We start from the raw sequence: 18,283 nt of genomic DNA, 5'->3' as shown, positions 1-18,283 counted from the left end.
GTAAGTTCAGCGCATGTCATTGCCTTGTATGTCATTACCTTAAGTTATTTATCATCTCTTCCATCTGATCCGCGGTTGTGACGATCCGGCTGTTAAGCTGAAACGCACGCTGCGTCTGCATCAGATTGACCATCTCTGTGGACATGTTGCAGTTGGACATCTCCAGGGCATGGCTCATAGCCTTGCTTTTCTCCTGTTCATCGTCCAAATCATCCATGGACAGCCATTCACCGGAGGTTTCTCCTGTGCGGAACAGGTTCATGCCCACATGCTGCAGCCCTTCCGGATTCTCACACACAAACAGCCCGATCCGTTCTACCAGCCCGTCTAAGTCCAGCTCCCCTGCATCATTGTCTCCGCCGTCCTCTGATGTCTTGTATTCCAGCTCTATGGGCTCCCCGTCCTGGTCCAGGACATAGCTTCCGTCGCTGGTGGTCAGGTAATTGCCGTCATCCGTGGAGGATATCTGGAATGCGCCGTCCCTGGTATAAGCCGGTTCTTCCTCGTCCTCGCTGGTCTGGATGGCGAAAAACGCATTGCCCGATATGGCAAAATCCAGTTCCCGGTCCGTCTTGCGGAAAATCCCCTGCTGGAACGTGGTTCCCGGCCCGTCATTGCGGACTCCGTGTCCCACCTGGGCCTGAGGCCGCATGTCCATCTGGGTGTACAATAAATCATTAAAGCTGCTGCGCATGGACTTGTAGCCGTTGGTGCTTATATTGGCCATGTTGTTAGAAGTCACATCCAGGTCCTTCTGGAATGCGTTCATGGCCGATACTGCTGTATAGTACGATATATTCATCTATGGTTCCCCCCTACAGCTTTCCAATCTCGTTGGCTGTTTTCTGATTCATCTGGTCTATGATGGTCAGGGCCTTTCCGCAGGACTGAAACGCCCTCTGCACCTCCATGGCCCTGGTCATCTCATTGTTCAGATTTACTCCTGACTGTTCTAACTTTCCCTGATACACCGTGGGATAAACCTGGCTGAGCTCCACGCCCGCCCCCGCGCCGTAGGTTCCGTTGTCATAGAACTCCAGGCTGTCGTAATTGTCCGGCACCACTATCTGAATCTGGTCCAGGGCGCCGTCCTCATTGTCGTAGATAATTCCATCCGCGCCAACGCGGAATCCCTCCTCATCCACATATACCGGACCGCCGTCTCCCATAAGCTGGCCCACTCCCGGAAGCATGAGATTTCCCTCATCATCCCTGGTAAAATGGCCGTTGCGTGTCAGATACTGGCCGTTTTCTCCCTGTATGACAAAGAACCCGTCTCCATTGATAGCCAAATCATAGGTCTTTCCGGTATCCTCAATAGGCCCCTGTCCATGAGTTGTCATCTCCCTGGTTCCCACCGATATGGTGGACCCCTGGCCCAGTCCTTCTGTCCTTCCGTTCATTTCCCGCACCAGCTGCTGGTCAAAGGTTGTCTTAACCAGCCGTTTCGGTTTGTAACCGCTGGTCTTGACATTGGCTATATTATTGGCAGCCATGTTTAATGATCTCTGATTCATCAGCATGCCGGAAGCGGCTGTATAAAATCCTGAAAACATAGTTTTATCCTCTCATATAATCTTCCAGGCTGGCTTTCAGCTTTTGGATTGCCCTGGTATGTATCTGGCATACCCGGGACTGTCCTATGCCCATAACCTGGGCAATCTCCGAATACTTCAGCTCTTCATAGTAATATAAGGTAATGACCAGCCGTTCCTTTTCCCCCAGCCCGTCTATGGCCGATGTAAGTGTTCCCATCAGTTCCTTGTAAAACAGGTTTTCCTCTGGTTTGCCCTCTATATCACCGGACTCCAGCTCCCCTTTTGCCACTATGGCCGTCATATCCTGCAGCACGGACTCAAAGGAAAGAAGGTTGGCGTGGTTCATATATTTAATGTGGTTTTCCACCTTTTCCACGGGCAGGTCCAGATAATCCGCCACTTCGTTTACATCCGGCTCCCTCATCTGCTTATGGGACAAAATGGAGCATGCTTCTTCTACCTTTTTTTGGAAATTTCTCGCTCTGTGAGGCACCCAGTCCTGGCTGCGTATATAGTCAATCATGGCACCCCTTACCCGCATGAACGCAAATGTCTCAAACCTGGCGCCCCTGTCCGGGTCATACCGTTCCAGACATTCAATCAGCGCCAGCACCCCCTGGTCTATAAGCTCTTCCTGTTCCAGAAGGGATCCGGCCATGGACCGCAGCTGCACTGCCGCGGAACGCACAATGGGAAGATAGTGCATAATCAGCCTGTTTCTCAATTCCTGGCTGCCGTTTTTTCTGTACTCCTCCAGAACCCGAACCATATCCTCACTGTCTGTCTGTTCCATCAGCATATCCTGTTACCTCTGGCTAAGGGAAATATTTCCCAATGCCTGTATCTGTATATTGTTGTCAATCTCACTGAAGGATACCACCGCTACATTGGGGTAAAACTGGTCAATGAGCTTTTTAAAGTAAATCCGCACCACAGGCGAGGTCAGTACAATGGGTACATTGACCAGATCCTTTATCTTATTGATCTCAGCCGTGGCTGACGCCACTATGCTCTGGATGGCCGTGGGCTCTAAGGCCAGATAGGAGCCTGTATCCATCTTCTTCACGGACGACATAATCATGTTCTCAATCCGGTCGTCCAGGCTGATGACCTTCATCTGCCCCGCCTCTGAGAACCGCCGGGATATGGTGCGCTTTAATGCCTGGCGCACATACTCGGTAAGCATATCCGTATCCTTTACCTGGCTGCCGTAATCACCTAATGTCTCTACAATGGTCTCCATATCCCGAATGGGAATCTCCTCACGCAAAAGATTGGCCAGGACCTTCTGAAGGCCTCCCACCGATATAACCGACGGAATGGTGTCCTCCACAATACTGCTGTTGGTCTTTTTAAGGGCCTCCAGCAGGTTGTTGACCTCCTGCCTGTTTAACAGCTCATGGAGGTGTTCCTTTACCACCTCCGACAGGTGGGTGATTACCACGGAAGTGGGGTCTATCAGGGTATAACCGGCCAGCTCGGCCTGTATCTTCCTGTCCCCGCTTATCCATTTTGCCGGTATATGGAAAGCCGGGTCAATGGTATCTATTCCAGGCACATCGTCTGCATCCGTGCCGGGAGGCAGGGCCAGGTAATGGTCCATGAGTATGTCCCCCCTGGCCACCTCCTCCCCTTTAAGGAGGATGCTGTACTGGTTGGGATTGAGCTGTCCGCTGTCCTTGATACGGACAGAGGGAATTACAAATCCCATATCCAGGGCCATCTGTTTGCGGAACATAACCACCCTGTCAATAAAATTCCCGCCGTTGCCTTCATCGGCCAGGGGAATCAGGCTGTAGCCAAACTCCATTTCAATCTGCTCCACGTTCAGCAGACCGTATACATTTTCAATATTCTTATAATAGGACGCCTCGCTGGTAACCTCTGTCTCCACCAGTTCTTCCGCAGTCTCCTCCACCAGGCTCTTCTGGTGCCGGTACAGATAATAACCGCCCCCAACCATGCCTGCGGATATAATCAGTATCTGAAGAACAGGGAAGCCGGGTATAAGGCACAGGCACGCGGCCGCGCCTCCCGCCGTCATAAGCACCCTTGGCTGGGCCAGGAACTGCTTTGTCAGGTCCTCGCTGAGGCTGTTCTCCGAAGCGGACCTGGTCACCACCATACCGGTGGCAACCGATATGAGCAGGGCCGGTATCTGGGACACCAGGCCGTCGCCAATGGTGGATGTGGTGTAAATCTGCATGATATCCTGTATGCTTCCCTGGCTGTTCATGATTCCCACAATAAGGCCGCCCACAAAGTTGATAAAGGTGATGATAATGGAGATAATGGCATCGCCCTTTACAAACTTGGTGGCACCGTCCATGGAGCCGAAGAAGTCAGCTTCCCTCTGGATTTTAGACCGGCGTTCCCTTGCCTGCTGTTCGTCGATAAGGCCGCTGTTTAAATCCGCGTCAATGGCCATCTGTTTGCCGGGCATGGCATCCAGGGTAAACCTTGCGGCAACCTCAGCCACACGCTCGGAACCCTTTGTTATAACGATAAACTGAACCAGCACAATAATCAGGAATATAATAAAACCGATAACCGCGTTTCCGCGGATAACAAACTGACCGAAGGTCTTGACCACCTGTCCCGCGTATCCATTGTCAAACAGGATTTTTCTTGTGGATGATATGTTAAGTCCCAGCCTGAAAAGGGTTGTGATCAGCAGCAGGGAAGGAAACACGGAAAATTCCAGCGTCTCTCTGATATACATGGACATCACAAGAATCAATAAAGACAATGATATGTTCAGTATAAATAAAAAGTCCAGTATGGGCGTGGGAAGGGGTATCAGTATCAGGAATATGATACCGATGATTCCCGCTGTTACAAGGATATTAAACCGTTTCAAATTTATTCACCATTTCCAATAATGCTTCTCGTATTTACTATTTCGCTGATACGCACACCAAAGTTATCATCAATCACAACCACTTCTCCCCGGGCAATGAGCTGTCCGTTGACAATGATGTCCACAGGGGCGTCTGACTGCTTATCCAGCTCCACCACGGTGCCGTTGCTGAAATTCAGCACATCCTTTAACCGGCGCCTTGTCTTGCCGATCTCCACGGACACGTTTAAGGGCACATCCATGATAAGGCTCAGGTTTCCGTTCATGGACTGGTTTTGCAGCGTGGATCCCGGCATTCCCATAAATCTGCCGCCGGAAGCCGTGGTGCCCCGGACAGCGCCTGAATATGCGGATTTCTGCGTTCCTGCATCTGCGGGGCTCTGTCCCCCGCCTGTGCCGGAGGACCTGTCCTGCCCTATGACGGAATTCTGCTCCATGATAAGGGCGCGCTTTTGGGCCTCCTCCTCTTCCTGGCGGGCTTTTTCACAGGCCGCTCTTCTGGCCTGTATCTCCTCTGTCAGACTGTCCATGGCAGTGGACGAGATGCATTCTATAAACTCTGACTCCACCATATCCTTAATCTTCATGGTGTAGCTGACAACCATAACCTTTGCGTCCTTTGGCTCCCCGATGACAAGAGCCAGGTCCTGGCTTCCGTCAGAGAGCACCAGCTGGCAGTCTGACAAATCCATGGTGTCGCCCAGATACTCAGCCATGGACGAGGCGGAGGCATGGGACATCTGGTTCATCAGCTCCCCTGCCGCACTCATGGCCACATCGTCAAAGACAAAGTCCGGATCCGGAAGGTCATCCACACCCATGAGCTCATTTAAGAACACCTGCATATCCCTCTGGCGAAGAACCAGGACAATGTTGCCTGCCACCTGGGAGGTTAGGCAGCTCTTTACAAAGATGGCTGGTTCCAGGATGCCGTACTCCACATCCTTTATTGTCATCTCCTGAAGTCTGGGTGCGCCTATCTCTATGTCTGCCCTCAGGATGGAGGATATGGCCTCCCCTGCCGACTGTGCATGAATCTTTATAAGTTCTTCAAACATCTGCCCGTCTGTCATTGCGGTGACATCCTGGCCTCCCTCTGCCTTTGCCATGGTTTACTCCTTCTATTCCTCAATCTCTTTCTTGTTCCACCTGCGGCGTTTTCCTATGCCCTTCTTTTTGCTGTTCTTTTTGCCGTCGTTATTTCCGTCCTGCTTTTCGCCCTTATCCGCCGGTTTTTTATAGCTGGCCGGAAGAAGCTTGTACAGCTTTTCTTCAATGAACTTGGGATTTTCCCCCTCCTGAATCGCCAGGACTCCCTCCATGACCAGCTGTTTGCACAGAAATTCCTCGTCGTGCCGCGCTTTCAGCTTGCTTGCCATGGGCAGGCAGACCACGTTGGCCAGCAGTGAACCGTATAAAGTGGTTATAAGCGCCACTGCCATGCCCTTTGCCAGAGCGTCCACATCCGACATATTTCCCAGCATGAGAATCAGTCCTACCAGTGTACCAATCATACCAAAGGCAGGCGCAAAGCTGGCCGCCTTCTCATAGAAGCGCCGGTCCAGGGCATGGCGTTCATCCAGCTGTTCCAGCTCAGTCTCCATGGCCTTTCGCACCTTCTCCGAATCCACGGAATCCACCACCAGCATCAGGCTGTTGTGCAGAAAGGGCTCGTCAATCTCGTTCAGCTTATCCTCCAGGGACAGAAGCCCTTTCATGCGGGCCTCTGTGGCCAGATTCACTATCTGGTCCACTGAATCCGTGGGGCTGTACTGATATGGTTTGACAATGATTTTCAGATGGCTTCCAATCTTTTTAAAGGCCCCTGCCGGGAATGAAATCATCATAACCCCAAGAGTACCTCCAATGGTAATGGCCATACTGGGAATATCCAGAAAAGCCTTAAGGTTATGGTACACAATCCTCATAGACTCCTGGTCAAATGTCATACCAAACATCACCAGTCCAACTGCTAATATAAAACCTAAAATTGACAAGACATCCATACCCTTACATCCTTTTCCTCAACTTTTATCTTACTGCATCAGCCTTTAATCTGTTCCAGAATGCCGCGGAAAGCATCTCTGCGGAATTCCACTACCTTCTTTACCACTTCTTCCTTGGACTCCCTGACAATCAGATGCTTTCCGTTGGTCAGGAGTATGGTGGTGTCAGGCGTCTCCATAATGGTTTCGATCAATTCGCTGTTTAACACAAACTCTTCACCGTTCAGCTTTTTAAGGATAATCATGATACCACCCTCCCGTTATCTTATCTCTTAAGGTTTACAAGCTCTTCCAGGATGGAATCCGATACCGTGATGATTCTGGAGTTGGCCTGGAATCCTCTCTGTGTGACTATCATATCCGCAAATTCCGTGGAGATATCCACATTGGACATTTCCAGGGACGAGGTCTTTAATGCGCCTGTGCCGTTCTCTCCTGCCTGGCACAGCTTGGGATCGCCGGAGTTGGCCGTTGTCTTGAAGTAGGAATTGCCCACGCCCTCCAGACCATAGGGGTTATCAAACGTAACCAGATCTATACGCCCTATCTGAATCTTGCCAAGGTCCGGGTGGGTTGCCTCGATGATACCGTTGGAAAGAATGGTCACACCCACGCCTGACAGGGCCACATCCCCGCCCTCGCTGCCGTTTGTCAGGGTAAAGTTCTTGCTCTTAAGCCCCAGGTCATTGGAATTGGTTGCGGCAGTGATGGTGCCTACATCTGTCTTTGTCAGGTCACCAGTTGCAAGATCCTTACACGCATCGTTAATGGCGGCATAACCCGGATGCTTCAGTTCGATGTACTGGCCGGGCTGGTCGTTTAACGGCGTAGTTCCGTCCTCTTTCAGCCATACACTGTTGGCTGAGGTGCTGTTTTCGCTGACCTTGCCTGTAAAATATCTTTTCGATCCGTCATCACTTTCAACCGTAGCCTTGATAATCCATGCAGCAGGTTCAGTATCCGTGGCTGCCTGGAGCGTCATTTCATAGCTCACCTTACCCGAAGCCGTGAATTTAGGTTCTGTACTGGTGCTGGAAGGTTTTAGCCCTCCAAATATGCCGTCCTTGATGTCCGCAGCATCCGTAAATTTCTGGACACCTGCCTTGATTCCGAAGTTCTCGCCTAACAATTCCTCCCCCGTAAGGCTGGTTTTAAATATCTTGTCAGCCGGAACCGCTGTTATTGTGAAATCCCCTGCCGGGTGGGCCTTTCCGTTATTGGCCCGTGTGATGGCGGCGTTCATTTTGCTGTTAAAATCAGATAAACTTGTAAAGATTGCGTTTTTATTCACGCTCACCGTAATACTGGAATCCTTTAACTCCCCTGATTTCACCACTATATCCGCCCCGTCGGGAAGTGTGTCGTCCAGCCGGAATGAAATGGTGACATTGGCTGCGGAAGTAGTGTTCTGGGATGTTATGGTATACTCGATTCCGTTGATGGTCTGGGAGTTAGCGGACTGGGCATTGTTCTTTCCCGGTATGCTTAAATGTATTTTATCAGCTCCTGCAGCCTTTCCAAGGGGATCGCCTGTTACGCCAAGCACCGTATACCCGTTAGCGTCCACCAGATTGCCGCTGTTGTTGTCCAGCTGCAGATTTCCTGCCCTTGTATAGAATATATTTCCGTCAGAATCCATTACCTGGAAAAAACCTTCTCCTGTAATGGCAACATCCATGGGTCTGCCTGTGGACTGGAGGGCTGACCGTCCCATATTAAGGTCAACGCCTGCCAGCTGTGCGCCGTAGCCTACCTGGCTGGCATTGGTACCGCCCTTATTGTTATCACCGCCTGTAGCGCTCTGCAGTGTCTGGTAATATACATCCTGGAAACGTGCCCGGCTTGACTTAAAGCCGTATGTATTAACGTTGGCAATATTATTGCCGATGACATCCAGCTTTGTCTGGTGGGCCTGCATACCGGACACAGCTGAAAATAGTGATCTTAACATATTAAATTCTCCTTTTCTAACCGCTTACCCGTCCGTCATTCGGGGTAAGGATAGCCTCCAAAAGGACCGGCTATATCATTACGGTTCCGTCAATATTCGTGAAAACAGTGCCTTTTAGGCTGTCTTCATTCACGACAGTTACAACTTTATTATTTTTTACATTTACGACAAAGGCAGTGGTCCCCAACAGAATCAGCGGCTCCCTCAGTCCCTTTTCCTCCGCCATGCGGACGCCCTCGTTCAGACGGTCCAGCTTTTCAGAGGAAACATCCACGCCCCGTTCCACCACACGCTCCATGGCATGTTTGGAAAAAGATACCTGGCTTTCTTCCTTCAGTCTCTGCTCCAGCAGTTCCTTAAATGCATTGTCGTTTGTTTTTTCCCGGGGCCTGCTCTTGGGCGGCTCACCCGGAGTCCCCGTATAGATGGGGGTATGAAGCATTTTATTATAAATCATTGAATCCATTGTTCATCCTCCAGTCCCTTATTCTGGTTCATTAACCGGCTGCTCATAAAAACAGCCATCACACGTTACCGCCGGACGGGTTTTACTTATCCGGAGGAGTCTTATCGGGCGGGGTTCCATCAGGCGGGGTTTCATCGGGCGGGGTTTCATTGTTTTCGCCGGAACCTTCTGCTGCCGGTTTGTCCTTGATCTCCATGATTTCATCCATGGAAAAGGCTTCGCCGTCCACGTAAATTACGAATTTTCCGTCCAGCAGGGATATTTTTTCCACCACTCCGTCTGCCTTTTTCAGTTCTCCCGATACCGTAAACTTAGCAGCGGACACATTCTTTCCTACCAGGGAAGCCACATAGGAGCTCTTGGCATTGTAGGCCATTTCCTCCATCTGCTGCATGGTGGATATCTGGGCAAGCTGGGTCACATACTGGGTGTCATCCACCGGATTCATGAAATCCTGGTTTTTCAGCTGCGCCACCATCAGGGTAAGAAAATCATCCATGCTGACTTTCTTGTCATCCCCGTCTCCAAAGACAGCGTCAATCACATTACCGGAGCTGCCTGTACTGTCCGTACTGTTTGTTCCCTCTTTGCTGTTTGTTTTTTCTGAACCGTTTGTCTTATCTGAGCTGTTTGACTTCTCTGTATCTCCGCCATTGTCATCGGAAAGCGCCCTGGCTTTTGACGAAGCGGTTCCCGAAAGTGCGGATCTGGAACCGGCTCCCGGCCCGGATGCAGTGCCTGCGCCCGTTGTGTACGGCGAGCTGTAATTTGACTGTATGGGCATTGTTCTCTCCTATTCTTTCTTTTGAATACAGCTAAATGTAGGCGTAAAGCCTGCTCATGCGGCTCTCTGCCATCATCCGTTTTGCTTCCATCAGAAGTTCCTCCTCTGACCCGCTGTCCTCTGCTGCATGGAAACTGTATCCGGTATGGGACTGCTGTCCCCGGCGCTCCTGCATATGTTGGCTGAATCCTGAAAAATCCATGGCATTCTGGCTGCTGTGGTAAACCTCCTGGACTTCTGTATTCAAAGGCCTCAGCATATCCTTAAGACTCTCCATCTGGCTGGTGACCAGCTTCTCAGTCTCAGGATTGGTCACTCCGATTCGCACCGTCGTCTTGTCCCCGGAGCTTGTCAGGTGGACCACAATATCTCCCAGACCTTCGGGTTTTAAGTGGATGGTCAGCTCCCTGTTTCCTGTCTGGGCGGCCCGTTCCACTCCTGTCTTAAGCTGTTCCAGCACCGGAGTATCTATCTGCTGTTCCCTGGCGTCAGACACCGGCCTTAAGCCGTAATTCATTCTGTTCTGTACTGCCTTGCCGGTCAGGTCAATCCCCCTGGCATCTGCGTTCCGTTTCAGTTCCTCCAGCACCTGGTTGGCATCCTTTGGTTCCTCATCCGCTGTCCCGGTCTGTTCCCGCAGCTGATTCAGAGTCTTGTTCTGCCTGCTGTCCGCACTGAAAAACATATCCTCACCGGACTGCCGGGTTTCCTTGTGTCCCTGAACCACGGCCGTCATATCTGCTTCCATGGTATCTGATTGTACCGGTCGGACCGTATCTGAAGTCTTTCCTGATGGTTCCTGTCCAGCCGCAGATCTGGCAGCTGTTTCCTGAGCCATCTGCTCCCGGACTGCTTCTGCGTATGGCGGCTGAACCAGCTCCTGAGTCTGAAGGGCTGCCGTCTGCTCATAACCCGCTAAAGCTGTGTTGGATAAAAGGGTCTGTTCCGTCTTTCCTGGTTCCGGAACATATTCCGTCAGCATGGCAGCGTCCTGTGCGGCCTGTTTGTCCTGCGCTTCCCCTGCCTGCGCGGGAACCGGCACCTCCTGCATCAGAAGCGACATAGCCTGGAGGTTTATGGCCTCCTCCGCCGCGCCCTCATTATGGCGCTTTCCGGAATCGCTGTCCTTATCCGTATTCTCCACTCCTGACTCTGCCTTTTTACTGTCATCCCGGCATGTTCCGTCTTCAATGGGTTCAGAGGATTCGGATTTTTTTCCCTGGTCAACAGACGCCTGGTTTCTGCCTGTATCTCCCATTTCCTGCGCCTTTGAATCAGCCGCCCCGTCCCTTTTCTTGTCTGCTGCTTTGGTCCCGGTCTTGCGGGCATCCTTTAAATTCTGCGCAAACATGTCCATAAAGCTGACGGTATCATCCTGCTTTTCCCTGGATCCGGCCGTTGGATTTGCCTTATAACGGCTGGCTGTCAGGGCCTGTGTTAATGTTCCTGCATTCATCTTTTTCACCTCCTTTCGCAGATAATATCTATTTAGGAAACGCCATTCCTGACAAATGTTCCTGCAACATGCTCGATAATAAGATCCTGCTGCTCCTTTGCCTCCTCATGGCGGTATTCCTCCATCTGTTTTTCCTTCAGCTTCTCCAGCTTCTTTACTTCCTGGGAAGCCTCCGTCACAACACGCCTCTGCTTCTCCGCCCTGGCCTGTGTCCGGGTCAGCTCTGTCTCGATCTCTTCCAGCCGGATTCTGACTCCCTCCAGCACAGAGTAACAGCCTTTCAGGATAAAAACAGTTGTCCCCTGAATCTGGCGCTGTCCGATATCCTCCTGGATATGACGGATTCTTAACTCCTTATCACGTCTGTCCTCCTCCAGCTTATCCCGCTCAGCCATAATCCTTGCAAGAATGCCCTTTTCCTTTTCCAGGTTCTGTTCCTGGTATGCCAGCATGCGCTCCAGCGTAAATACAAACTTTTTCATGACCCGCCCCTTAATCTGTTGCCTGAATCATCTGAATCACTGACTCGTCCAGTGAAAAACTCTCATCTGTCTTCTGCTGAAGAAACCCATAAATACGGTCGATTCGTTCCAATGCATCGTCCAGTTCCGGATTTGTTCCCTTCTTATAAGCTCCGATGGAGACCAAATCACGGTTGCTCTCATATACGGATAAAAGCCTTCGGAGCTTTCCGGCAGCCGCTTTATGCTCCGGCGTCACAATATCATTCATAAGACGGCTGACACTGGATAATATGTCAATAGCCGGATAATGGTTCCTGGCTGCCACCTTCCGTGACAGCATGATGTGCCCGTCTATGATTCCGCGCACCGTATCTGATATGGGCTCATTGGCATCATCTCCTTCTACCAGCACCGTATAGATACCGGTAATGGATCCTTCCTCAAAATTGCCGGAACGCTCCAGCAGTTTAGGAAGCTCTGAATAAATGGATGGGGTATACCCTCTGGCCACCGGCGGCTCTCCGATACTCAGCCCCACCTCCCTCTGGGCCATGGCAAACCTGGTAAGGGAGTCCATCATAAGAAGCACATCCATGCCCTGGTCCTTGAAATACTCTGCGATGGTGGTAGCTGTCATGGTACACTTGGAACGCATCATGGCGGACTGGTTGGAGGTGGCCACCACCAGGACCGAGCGTCTGAGCCCTTCCTCCCCCAAATCCCTGTGAATGAACTCCACAACCTCCCTGCTTCTCTCCCCAACCAGGGCAATGACGTTGACGTCTGCCTTTACGTTCTTGGCAATCATGCCCATCAGCGTACTTTTTCCAACGCCGCTTCCTGCGAAGATTCCCATTCTCTGGCCTTTGCCAACCGTCATAAGGCCGTCTATGGCCTTTACCCCCATCTGTATGATTGTGTCGATTCTGGGACGGGTCATGGGGTTGGAAGGTCTGCCTGTAATGGAATAGTATGACACATCCTCCACAGGTCCCAAATCATCTATGGGATTACCCATGGCGTCCACGGTCCTGCCGATGAGATGGTTGGACACCGCTATGTGCAGGCGTTCCCCTGTATTGCGGACCGCGCTGCCGTAACCGATTCCCTCTGTCTCCCCATAGGGCATCAGCAGCACCTTATTTTCCCGGAATCCCACCACCTCGGCCATGACAGGAGAACCGCCCTCCACCACATCAATGGTGCATACGTCACCCAGCCTGCAGGCAGGCCCCGTGGATTCCACTGTGGTTCCCACAATTTTGTCTATCTTGCCAAGGTATGTATACAGACCCGCGTTCTCTATTACCCGTTCTATCTGATCCAGTTCCATATATTTACCGCCTTACTCCCGGCTGTTTAAAGCCATCAGCTGTTTTTTCAGGTTATCCAGCTGTACATCCAGCGATGCGTCCACAATGCCTTCTTCTGTCTCTACCTGGACAAATCCCGGTGGCCTGCTTTCTGTCTTAATGCGCAGCACGCCGCCCATTTTATCCCTTAAGGGTTCCAGGCGCTTTTCAAGGGCCTCCACCAGCCCCACAGCGTCCTCCGGAATGTGGACCGTTATATTCTCCTTATCACGCTCCGAGAGCACGGCGCCCGCCACCATGTCGGCCAGCTCGGCCTCGTCATACTCCACTTTTTTCCTGAGTATTTTTTCTGCCATCATAAAGGCCAGTCCCGCCACTCTTTCATTCATCTGGCGCTTGAATTCTTCCAGTCCCTGCCCCAGCCTGTCAACTGCCGCCTGTATGCCGGCCATATCCTGTGAAATGTCCTCCAGGGCCTGGTTTAGTCCCTGGTTATAGCCCTCCGTTTTCGCCTGGTCATGTATCCTTCCGGCTTCGCCCCGGGCCGTGTTCACTATGTTATCCCTCTGGGCATATGCCTCCTCCAATATCCTGGCAGCCGACTGTTCTGCCTGTTTCCTGGCGTGTTCCAGAATTTTACGCTTTTCTTCTGATATGAGGGCATACCGTTTTCCGGCTGTGTCCTGTCCGCCGGCCCCGGCGCTGTCCGCTTCCTGATTCTCTGTCCCGTCTGTGCTTTCCCCGGTACCAGCCTGTCCCGGCATTCCCGGCTCAGGCTGGTACACCCTGACCCTGGCGCTTCCGGTAAAGGTCTGTCCCTGCTTCAATACCTTAGACAATTATCTCATCCTTTCCATCCTTGGAAATCACAATCTCGCCTTCCTCCTCCAGCCGCCTGATAACAGCCACAATCCTCTGCTGGGCTTCCTCCACATCGCTCATACGTATATTATGAAGGTATTCCATATCGCTCTGTATGGATTCGCGCATACGGTTGGACATATTGGAGAATATGGTTGCCGTCACATCCCTGTTGGCAACCTTAAGGGCCACAGACAAATCCTTGGAATCAATCTCACGCAGGAACCGCTGTACGGACAGAGGGTCCAGATAGGCGATGTCCTCGAATACAAACATGAGCTTGCGCACGTCCTCGGCCAGCTGCGGATTTTTCATATTCAGCTCGTCGAATATGTCCCGCTCCGTGCTGCGGTCCACATGGTTCATCACGTCCGCTATGTAATTGAGACCGCCCACCTCCATGGTTTCCTCGGATGAGGAGGAACCGATTTTCTTTTCCAGGACCTCCTCGGCTATCTTGATAGCCATGGGCAGGGCCCGGTCCATGTTGGCGATTCGCTCCACCACATCCACCCTGGTATCCTGGGACAGATTTGCAATGATCTTCGACGCCTGTTCCGGTGTGGCATAGGACAGGATGAGCGCCAGTGTCTGGGGATGCTCATTCTGTATGGCTGCCATCAGGGTCTTATAGTCCACTTTTCTGATAAAACTGAATGCCTTGGTTTTCAGGGCCTTGCTGACCCGGTCCATCAGATTTCTGGCCTGCTGCTGCCCAAACGCCTTTTCCAGGACCTCCTTGGCGTAATCACGTCCGCCCTCGGTTATGACCTTTTCTGTCACGCAGCAGTTATAAAAATCCTTGGCAATATCCTCTAATTCATCTTCAGCCAGACGGGGAAGACGGGTGATTTCCATGGACAGCTGTTCCACCTCATTTTCAGTGAGATACCGGAACACCTCAGATGCCCGTTCGCTTCCCAGTATGGATATAACAGCCGCGGCTTTCTCTGCTGGCCTTCTTTCTTCTGCAGGCATCTTATTTTTTATCCTCCTTCAGCCATGAACTTATCATGGATGCAATGATTTCCGGATTCATCTGTGCAAAGGAACGTACCTGCTCCACCGGGTCCTCCGGATTCACCTGCATGCGGCCCAAATCATTCTGCACCGCTGCCTCCTCCGCCCGCTCTTCCATATCCGCAGACGGCGGCACCTCTCCCTCAAAGGGAGCAAACAGCTCCTGGTCCTCCTTCATCTGTCTCCTGCGCCTGCGGCCAAAAATCAGGAACAGTATCAGGAGAAACAGAAGAATTCCGGCTCCGGCCGCAATGGCTATGGTCCGGTAATCAATTCCCGTGTCCACAGGCGCCTGCACAGGCAGCGCCGGCTTGGCCGGAGCTGTCTCCTTCGGCACTTCGCGGAAGCTGGATACCACGATGTCCTCCGGCGCAATGTTGGCTGCCTTGGACGCCGCGTCAATTAACTGCTGCTTTTTGGACTCTGTCAGGTTATCATCGTTGACCGTAATGGCCACAGTTGCCTTCTGAAGTTTTACATTGTCCTTTTCAATCTGTTTCTTTATGTAGCTTACAAGGTAATCCACATCCCTGTAATAATCCCCGGTCCCCTGGGCGGTACCGCCTGTTCCGGCAGTGCCGTAAGCAGGTATGTCCGTGTTGTTCTCTTCCCCGGCAATACCGCCTGCCCCAATCTGGCCGCCTGCCACGCCTCTGCTTTCCCGGTAGTGGTCCACCACGCCCTGTCCGTTCTCCTGGGGTTCATATTCCAGATTCTCGGTTATCATCTTGTCATAGTCTATGACGACCGTGGCAGATACCCGGATCTTATCCGGAGAGTAGGCCAGTGTCAGCACATTCTTGATTTTGTTCTGCAGGCGTTCCTCCACCTTGGCCTCAAAATCCAGGCGGTTCAGGCCGTAAGCCGTGTTTCCTATGTCGTCCGATACCATCTCCTGCATGGTCTCCGCGTTGACCACAGTCACACGCTCAGGCGCCAGACGCGGTACGCTGTCCGCTACCAGATTCTTGATAGCCGATACCTTCTCCGGCGACAAATCATAGGAAGGCATTAAAGTCAGAGAGACAGAACCTGTACTGCCGGAATCCTCGTCCTCCCATACATAAGCGCTCTCATCCGGCACATTCAATGTGACAATGGCATTCTTAATGCCTGTCATATCCTTCAGAGTGCGTTCCAGACGATCCTGAAGATTCATAAGGAGGTACTGCCGTTTCTCAAACTCTGTGGTAGTAAAACCCATATTATCCGAGAAAATATCAAAAGGAAGCGCCGTTTTCGGATATCCCAGCTCTGACATCTCTATCATGATGTCGCCCAACTGATCCTCCGGAACCGTCACTTCGCCCTCATCATTCCTTTTGGCAGCCACGCCTCTTCCGCCCAGCACTGCCAAAATTTCGTTATTCTCTTCCCTGGATATCCCTGGAAACAATGTTACATAGCTGCCGGCATTTCCTCTGTTTAACATAATGCTGGCTGCCAGGGCTACTACTACTGCCGCTGCTGCCCCAGCCGCCATGGCTTTCTTTCTGCCGCTTCCCAGGATCCGTCCTATGACGCCGTTTCCGCCGGCTCCTGGTTTTATCTTATCCTTTATCCCCATGATTCAATTGTAACATCCTTCATCCAGTATTAGACCTGCATACCCATAATCTGATTATAGGCATTCACTGCCTTTGTAGTAATCTGTGTAGTGAATTCCACTGCTGCTGCTGTCTTTTCCGCCTGTATCAGCGCGGTATGCAGGTTGTCTACCTGTCCTGACGCAAGCTTCATATCCATAATCTGGGTATCCTTAATGGCCTGGTCCGCCTCCCTGACTGCCTCCTTCAGCACACTGTCAAAGCGTTTCTCCGGAACCGCCTTAACTGTGCTGTCCTTTTTTAAGTCAGTTAAGTCTCCTACCCCCTCCATCCTTATCACCGGTATGATAAACATAATCTTCCCCCCGTTTAACCCACGTTATTTACACAATTATCCAATATTTTAAGTATATCCCCATTCAGTCACTCCGTCAACAAAAATAAATGTTTTAGAAACTGTTTTGTAACCATTTTGACTCTGTTTATAGGAAAAACCGGATGTTGGTAATTTTTTCCATATAATGGATAGGGGACAAAAAAGCAGCCTCAGGATGTTTCTTTGTAAACCTGCTGCTGCTCTTTTCTGATTGGGTAACTTAATGTGCTATATTATGCCGTATCTCACTTCTGTTGTATTCTGCTTCTGTTGTATTCTGCTTCTGCTGTATTATGCTTCTGTTGTGTTCTGCTTCTGCTGTATTCTGCTTCTGCCGTATCTGATTTATGCCATATATGATTCCGGTCTTACAAGACCTCTGCCGCAGCTCAGCTGCAGCCCTTCTATGGGTTCTGCCTGTCATTAATTATGCCAAATCCCGGAACCATCCAGGTACCGTCCCTCTATATAAGCATTCTTAACCATGCGCCCATTTTCCGGGCTCATATAATACCAATTGCCGCCGTCCAGCAGCCAGCCCGTATGCATGCTTCCGTCCTGGTCAAAGAAGTACATGCCGTCTCCGGCTGTAAGCCATCCCTTATACATGATTCCATCATTTCCCAGATAATACCATTTCCGGCTGTCCTGAAGCCAGCCTGTCTGCATAATTCCATTCATATCCAGGAAATAGTAATTGCCATCCTTCTGCTGCCAGCCCGTCAGCATATATCCGCTGAAATCAAAGAGATACCACCTGCCGTCAATGTTCTTCCATGTACCGATGGGATAGGTGCCGTCTGTGTTCCTGTACCACCAGCCCTCATCATCCTTAATCCATCCCAGCTGGGAAGGGGTCAGCGCATCAGCCTTGTCCGGACCGCCCACCGCGCCTCCGCTCAGAGTGCAGACCTCATCCGCATCTATATCCAGCTCATCGGAATACACCCAGTCGCTGCTGGTGATGTAAGCTGTCTCCTCCGTGTCCTTGGGTATGGCCCTGACGCGGAACTGATAGGTTCCCGCTGTGGTCATCAGGGGGTAAAAATCATAATTCGTGGCAATCACCTTTGGTATGCCCTGGACCATCTGTCCATTCCGGTAAAGCTTCAGCTCGTAAGCGCCGGCATAGGGCACCTGGGCCCAGGCAGCCTTTCCCGGCGGGTATCCCATCCACTCAGCTGTATCCGGTATCTCCAGTGTGCCGGAAGCAGGAGTCAGCAATACCGTAAGAAGCAGTGTCTCATCATTATTGGTCCTTTTCACCGACTTATAGGTTGCCCCGTCAATCTGGAACTTGCTTGGACCTGTGGTCCTGTTGAAATAGTAGCCGCTTCTGGCATGTATCTCAATCTGCACTTTTGGTTCATCCCCCGGTTCCCAGTAATCCTTATTATTCTTGGCAGCCCATTTATAAGCGCCGATGGTATACAGGCTGCTGTCCGTGGTGGCATACACCGTGGCCTCATTGAGCTCATAATCCGCCTGTACATCGGAACGCACCTTCAGCGATACGCTGGTGATGGGTGTCCTCGTCTCTGTCTTGACTGCTGCTATGGAAACAGCAGGAAATACAGCTGTGAGGACCGCCCAGATTCCCAATGCCGCGGCCGCCTTCTTCCATCCATACATCATCATTTC

General features: G+C 51.4%; 18 protein-coding genes. All 18 read right to left on the bottom strand.

The window, feature by feature from the left end:
* Window positions 1-34: 34 nt before the first annotated feature.
* The gene (locus tag CGC65_RS02075; protein WP_002566276.1) at window positions 35-802 is read right to left on the bottom strand and encodes a flagellar hook-basal body protein; all 768 of its coding nucleotides are present in this window, start codon (window positions 800-802) and stop codon (window positions 35-37) included.
* Between the two features lie 13 nt (window positions 803-815).
* Window positions 816-1,556: a flagellar hook-basal body protein gene (locus CGC65_RS02070; RefSeq protein ID WP_002566277.1), complete on the bottom strand. Its 741-nt coding sequence runs from the start codon at window positions 1,554-1,556 to the stop codon at window positions 816-818.
* A gap of 4 nt (window positions 1,557-1,560) precedes the next feature.
* Complete coding sequence (locus CGC65_RS02065; RefSeq protein ID WP_002566278.1) at window positions 1,561-2,337, bottom strand: sigma-70 family RNA polymerase sigma factor; 777 nt, start codon at window positions 2,335-2,337, stop codon at window positions 1,561-1,563.
* A 6-nt stretch (window positions 2,338-2,343) separates the two neighbouring features.
* Window positions 2,344-4,398 (bottom strand): flagellar biosynthesis protein FlhA, encoded by a 2,055-nt coding sequence (gene flhA, locus CGC65_RS02060; RefSeq protein WP_002566279.1) that lies wholly within the window; start codon window positions 4,396-4,398, stop codon window positions 2,344-2,346.
* Window positions 4,399-4,400: 2 nt separating this feature from the next.
* Window positions 4,401-5,507: a flagellar motor switch protein FliN gene (fliN, locus tag CGC65_RS02055; RefSeq protein WP_002566280.1), complete on the bottom strand. Its 1,107-nt coding sequence runs from the start codon at window positions 5,505-5,507 to the stop codon at window positions 4,401-4,403.
* Window positions 5,508-5,519: 12 nt separating this feature from the next.
* Entirely contained in the window at window positions 5,520-6,404 is an 885-nt protein-coding gene (locus CGC65_RS02050; protein WP_002566281.1) for a motility protein A, read from the bottom strand.
* 38 nt (window positions 6,405-6,442) lie between these two features.
* Window positions 6,443-6,649, bottom strand: coding sequence for a flagellar FlbD family protein (locus tag CGC65_RS02045; protein ID WP_002566282.1), 207 nt, complete (start codon window positions 6,647-6,649; stop codon window positions 6,443-6,445).
* 20 nt (window positions 6,650-6,669) lie between these two features.
* Window positions 6,670-8,355, bottom strand: coding sequence for a flagellar hook protein FlgE (locus tag CGC65_RS02040; protein ID WP_002566283.1), 1,686 nt, complete (start codon window positions 8,353-8,355; stop codon window positions 6,670-6,672).
* A gap of 70 nt (window positions 8,356-8,425) precedes the next feature.
* The gene (locus CGC65_RS02035) at window positions 8,426-8,821 is read right to left on the bottom strand and encodes a TIGR02530 family flagellar biosynthesis protein (RefSeq protein WP_002566284.1); all 396 of its coding nucleotides are present in this window, start codon (window positions 8,819-8,821) and stop codon (window positions 8,426-8,428) included.
* Between the two features lie 82 nt (window positions 8,822-8,903).
* Window positions 8,904-9,605, bottom strand: a complete 702-nt coding sequence (locus CGC65_RS02030; protein WP_002566285.1) for a flagellar hook assembly protein FlgD — start codon at window positions 9,603-9,605, stop codon at window positions 8,904-8,906.
* 31 nt (window positions 9,606-9,636) lie between these two features.
* Window positions 9,637-11,061, bottom strand: coding sequence for a flagellar hook-length control protein FliK (locus CGC65_RS02025; RefSeq protein WP_002566286.1), 1,425 nt, complete (start codon window positions 11,059-11,061; stop codon window positions 9,637-9,639).
* Window positions 11,062-11,093: 32 nt separating this feature from the next.
* Complete coding sequence (fliJ, locus tag CGC65_RS02020) at window positions 11,094-11,543, bottom strand: flagellar export protein FliJ (protein WP_002566287.1); 450 nt, start codon at window positions 11,541-11,543, stop codon at window positions 11,094-11,096.
* Window positions 11,544-11,553: 10 nt separating this feature from the next.
* Window positions 11,554-12,858, bottom strand: coding sequence for a flagellar protein export ATPase FliI (gene fliI / locus CGC65_RS02015; RefSeq protein ID WP_002566288.1), 1,305 nt, complete (start codon window positions 12,856-12,858; stop codon window positions 11,554-11,556).
* Between the two features lie 12 nt (window positions 12,859-12,870).
* Window positions 12,871-13,677, bottom strand: a complete 807-nt coding sequence (locus tag CGC65_RS02010; protein WP_002566289.1) for a FliH/SctL family protein — start codon at window positions 13,675-13,677, stop codon at window positions 12,871-12,873.
* Complete coding sequence (gene fliG / locus CGC65_RS02005) at window positions 13,670-14,677, bottom strand: flagellar motor switch protein FliG (RefSeq protein WP_002566290.1); 1,008 nt, start codon at window positions 14,675-14,677, stop codon at window positions 13,670-13,672. The genes CGC65_RS02010 and fliG overlap by 8 nt, the downstream gene beginning before the upstream one ends.
* Window position 14,678: 1 nt before the next feature.
* A complete protein-coding gene (fliF, locus tag CGC65_RS02000) occupies window positions 14,679-16,286 on the bottom strand; it encodes a flagellar basal-body MS-ring/collar protein FliF (RefSeq protein WP_002566291.1) in 1,608 nt (535 codons plus the stop codon).
* A 29-nt stretch (window positions 16,287-16,315) separates the two neighbouring features.
* Window positions 16,316-16,621, bottom strand: a complete 306-nt coding sequence (locus CGC65_RS01995) for a flagellar hook-basal body complex protein FliE (RefSeq protein WP_002566292.1) — start codon at window positions 16,619-16,621, stop codon at window positions 16,316-16,318.
* 444 nt (window positions 16,622-17,065) lie between these two features.
* On the bottom strand, window positions 17,066-18,274 hold the full coding sequence (locus tag CGC65_RS01985; protein WP_002566293.1) for an N-acetylmuramoyl-L-alanine amidase family protein: 1,209 nt from the start codon (window positions 18,272-18,274) through the stop codon (window positions 17,066-17,068).
* Window positions 18,275-18,283: the final 9 nt, after the last annotated feature.

This window comes from Enterocloster bolteae (assembly GCF_002234575.2).
Classification (GTDB): Bacteria; Bacillota; Clostridia; order Lachnospirales; family Lachnospiraceae; genus Enterocloster; species Enterocloster bolteae.
Note: the sequence above shows the minus strand (reverse complement) of the source record. Positions and strands in the feature narration are given on the sequence as shown.